At 62.8% G+C, this 3,287-nt stretch carries 3 protein-coding genes and 1 pseudogene; all 4 read right to left on the bottom strand.

Going from position 1 to position 3,287, the window contains the following annotated elements; genetic code table 11:
* Nucleotides 1-231, bottom strand: a pseudogene (locus EN914_RS29335) (ABC transporter substrate-binding protein); the annotation flags it as partial.
* Nucleotides 232-295: 64 nt separating this feature from the next.
* On the bottom strand, nucleotides 296-1,210 hold the full coding sequence (locus EN914_RS29330) for a sugar phosphate isomerase/epimerase (protein WP_013530826.1): 915 nt from the start codon (nucleotides 1,208-1,210) through the stop codon (nucleotides 296-298).
* 55 nt (nucleotides 1,211-1,265) lie between these two features.
* Nucleotides 1,266-2,351 carry a Gfo/Idh/MocA family protein gene (locus EN914_RS29325; RefSeq protein WP_024501563.1) on the bottom strand — a complete coding sequence of 362 codons (1,086 nt, stop codon included), beginning with the start codon at nucleotides 2,349-2,351 and terminating at the stop codon, nucleotides 1,266-1,268.
* A 35-nt stretch (nucleotides 2,352-2,386) separates the two neighbouring features.
* A partial coding sequence (locus tag EN914_RS29320) for an ABC transporter ATP-binding protein (protein WP_164778997.1) occupies nucleotides 2,387-3,287 on the bottom strand: 901 nt, incomplete at its 5' end.

The raw sequence follows: 3,287 nt of genomic DNA, 5'->3' as shown, positions 1-3,287 counted from the left end.
CTTCTGCGCCGCCATGTCGCCGCCGCTGAATGAGATCTTGCAGGTCACCTTGAGCTGGTCGCAGGCTTTGGTCGCGCCGGCATTCCAGTCCAGCCAGAACGCATCCGACGGACCGCCATGCGACAGCAAGTAGAACGTCTTCTGGCCATCCTGCGCCATTGCCGGCGCGCTCAACGAGACGCCGGCGAGCAGCGTTACGGCAGCCGCCAGTTTCAATGCGAATTTCAACATTTTTTCTCCTCCCTTACTTTGGAACCGAACCGCGCCGCCGCGAACCAGCGGCGCGAGAAGGCCGTCACAGACCGTTGGCGCGGAACTTCCCGTCGAGGAATTTCTTGGCCCTCGGCACGTCGTCTTCCGAGAGATGCTCGATGATCACCGGGATGTTCGGATGCTTTTCCGCCAGCCGCTGGAGATAGAGGTCGTAGTTCAGCGAACCGAGGCCCGGTGCCGGCAACTCGATCTCACCGACGCCACGGAATGTATGGCTCTCCAGCGCGTCCTCGTCGCCGATATCGGCGTGCTTCTCGGACTTGTCGCCGCCCGAACGCTTGACGTCCTTGGCGTGAGCTATTCTGATCTTGTCGGTCAGCGTGTCGAACACCTGGTTCAGGATCTGGTCCATCCTGTCGATGTTATGCGTCTCGAAATAATTGGTCGGGTCCATCAGCAGACCGAGGCCGGGGTGATCGACCTGCGCGAACATCTTGACCGTCTCCTCGACCGAGCCGACGACGTTGTTGACATAGGTTTCGAGCAGGAAGACCGCGCCGTGGTCATAGGCCGTCTGGGCAAGGTCGGCGACCACCTTGCGGCATTCCTCGAACCCTTCCTCGGTCTTGTTCTTGGGGTGATGCACCCAGTCGGATTCGGTGTTGTAGGTGCCGGTTTCCGAGATCACATACGGGCTGCCGAAATGGCGGGCGTTGCGGATGATCTCTTTGAGGTAGCCGACGCGCTTGTCGCGCTCGGCCTTGTCCGGGTGGATGATATTTGTGTAGCCGGAAATGCAGCACACCGGCAGGTGATGATCGCGGAAGACGTCGCGCACCTTCTTGGCCTTGTCCTTGGTGATCTGCCCGGCCGACAGGTCGACATCCTTGAAGTGGAGGTCGAGTTGCACCGTGTTGAAATCGAGCCCGCGGATTTTCTTCGCCGTCTCTTCGAGGCCGTACGGGAAATAGCCCGTGAAAATACCTGCCTGCATCATGGTGTGAATTCCTCCCTGTAAGCGATTCAGTTGTCTGGTGTTTCAGCTGCGGTGATCAGGTAGCGATTTCGGAAAGCTTGACCGTGCGGCCCTCGTCGATCGAGCGGTAGCCCGCCTCGACCAGCGCCATGGTCTTGACGTTGTCGGCGACCGACAGCGCCGGCGGCGCGCCGGTCTTCACCGCGTGCTGGAGCTGCTCCATCACGCCGATGAAGGCATGCGGGAACCACATCGTGTCCCAGCTCGGGCTGACCCATTCGCCACGGGTCGTCTCGGTCGAGGCGTAAGTCAGCGTCGAGGCAGCGCCCGTCGGCCAGCCGATGGTGCCCTTCGCGACCCCCTTGCTGCCGTCGACGCGCCAGTTGATGTGCTGGTCGTCCTTGTAGCCATCCTGGCGCGGACCCGACCAGACATCCTCCAGCGACACGGCAAGCACGCCGGACGGGAAGCGCAGCGTCGACACGGTGATCCCGTCGGAATGGTCGAATGTCGTGCGCGGATCCTTGCGTGTCAGGGTGGTGATCTCAGAGGGGTCGCCGAACAGGAAGCGCAGCACGTCGAGATGATGCACGCTCATATTGGCGAGCGTCAGCCGGTCATAGTCCTCGAGGAAGCTCTGCCAATGCGGGATGGCGTGCATGTCGATCTGCGCGAAGACGATGTCGCCCAGCGCGCCGCTGTCGATGATCTGCTTCAAGACGCGCATCGATTGGTCGTAGCGCATGTTCTGATTGATCGAGAGGATCTTGCCGGCCTTGGCCGCCTCATCGCGCAGCTTGACCGCTTCCTCGACTGACAGCGCCAGCGGCTTCTGCGCCAGGATCGCCTTGATATGCTTCTGCCTCAGCGCGTGACGGATCAGCGCCGGCTGCAGGTCGGGCGGGAAAGCAAGGTCGATGATCTCGACATTTTCGTCCTCGATCAGTTTTTCCGGTGTGTCGTGGACGGTCGGAATGCCCCAGCGCGTCGCCACCTTATCGGCGCTGGCCCTGGTGCGCGAGGCGATTGCCACCACCGGGAACCCGGCTTCCTTGTAGGCGGCGAGATGGCACTCGGCCATGATCATGCCTGCGCCGACACAGCCGATCTTGTATTCCTTCGTGCGGACCTTCACGTCCGGCTCGAAGCCTTTGCTTGCCATCTCTTCCTCCCGAAACTCTTTCCTTGCGGCGGCCGTCATCGTGCCAACGCCCCGCCGCTCTGTTCGAAATAATGCACTCTGGCCGGCTCGCAGGATATCGCCACCATGGCATCCGGCCGGATGTCGGGCTGGCCGCGCAGCAACGCCTTCAGCCGCGCCTGCCCGGCAGCGAGCGTCACCACGGTGTAGCCGCCAAGCGGCTCGACCTCGAACACTCGCGCCGGGCGGCCCGGGCCCCCGTCCGCCCACGGTCTGACCTTGATGTCCTCCGGCCTCAGCCCGATCTCCACGGCGTCGGCGGGCGCTGTCTTGTCGTCGATGCGGATCGTGCCTTCAGCCGCTTCGACACCGCCCTCGCCACGCGCCGATCTGAGGATGTTCATCATCGGCGAGCCAAGTAGCCTTGCTACATAGGTGCTGGCCGGGCGGTCGTAAATCTCTGCCGGCGTACCGATCTGCCTGATCTTGCCGTCCTCTAGGATGGCGATGCGATCGGCGACCGACATCGCTTCTTCCTGGTCATGCGTGACGTAGATCAGCGTCTTGCCGAGTTCGCGCTGGATGCGCTTCAGCTCGACGCGCGTTTCTTCGCGCAGCCTGGCGTCGAGCGCCGAGATCGGATCGTCCATCAGATAGGCATTGGGATCGCGCACCAGAGCCCGGGCGATCGCCACGCGCTGCCGCTCCCCGCCCGAAAGCTGTCCCGGCGGCTTGTGCAGGATATGGCCGATATGTAGCTTCGCCGCGACGTCGGTGACCCGCCGCTTGATCTCGGCCTCGGCGACCCGGCGTTCGACCAGGGGAAAGCGGACATTTTCGAGCGCGCTCATATGCGGAAACAGCGCCAGGTTCTGGAACACCATCGCCACGTTGCGCTCGGCCGGCGACATCGCGTTGACCGGCCTGCCTCCGATCAGGATTTCCCCGGTGTCAGGT

The organism is Mesorhizobium sp. M7A.F.Ca.CA.001.08.2.1, from assembly GCF_003998455.1.
GTDB lineage: Bacteria > Pseudomonadota > Alphaproteobacteria > Rhizobiales > Rhizobiaceae > Mesorhizobium > Mesorhizobium ciceri.
This window is presented reverse-complemented; position numbering and strand designations above follow the sequence as displayed.